Here is a 471-nt window from a genome sequence, read left to right as displayed (position 1 = left end):
ATACTATCCTGGTGAGCGGCCTGGATATGACCAACTTTAACCAGCCGCGATTCTACGAAACACAACAAGAAAAATTGCCTTCTTACCTGGCAACAAAAGTGGATACCCTCGTCATGCCCTCCTTTGCGCATGCCGCGCAGGTACTGCAGCAACGCCAGATTCGGGTGATTAATTTTTCCCCAGAAAGCGCTGTGCCGGATACTATCTTCGAAAAGGTTGCGTTTAATGAGTACTTTAAAAGTGAGTAACTTCGCCAGACAGGGTTACTCGATTGTCTTTCCTTTGTTTTTATTTTTCAGCGCGATTTTTTGCATGTCCACCCGGACCAATAATCTGCTGCATTTATCGATCCTGCTGCTATTGCTGTCGCTGGTACGCCAGGAAAACCGCCAGGCGCTGGCCGGGGTGTTACGCGAGCAGTGGCAGACCTGGACGCTGCTGGCGGCTTTCTTTATCTATTACGCCCTCAGT

At 49.5% G+C, this 471-nt stretch carries 2 protein-coding genes; both read left to right on the top strand.

Annotation, left to right across the window (positions count from 1 at the left end; translation table 11 throughout):
- A partial coding sequence (locus GR212_RS36585; protein ID WP_204326926.1) for a hypothetical protein occupies positions 1 to 248 on the top strand: 248 nt, incomplete at its 5' end.
- Positions 226 to 471, top strand: a 246-nt coding sequence (locus GR212_RS36580; RefSeq protein ID WP_204326925.1) for a hypothetical protein, incomplete at its 3' end; no start/stop codon positions are given. The genes GR212_RS36585 and GR212_RS36580, both read left to right, overlap by 23 nt.

The organism is Martinezella lusitana (assembly GCF_010668395.1).
Lineage (GTDB): Bacteria > Pseudomonadota > Alphaproteobacteria > Rhizobiales > Rhizobiaceae > Rhizobium > Rhizobium lusitanum_A.
This window is presented reverse-complemented; position numbering and strand designations above follow the sequence as displayed.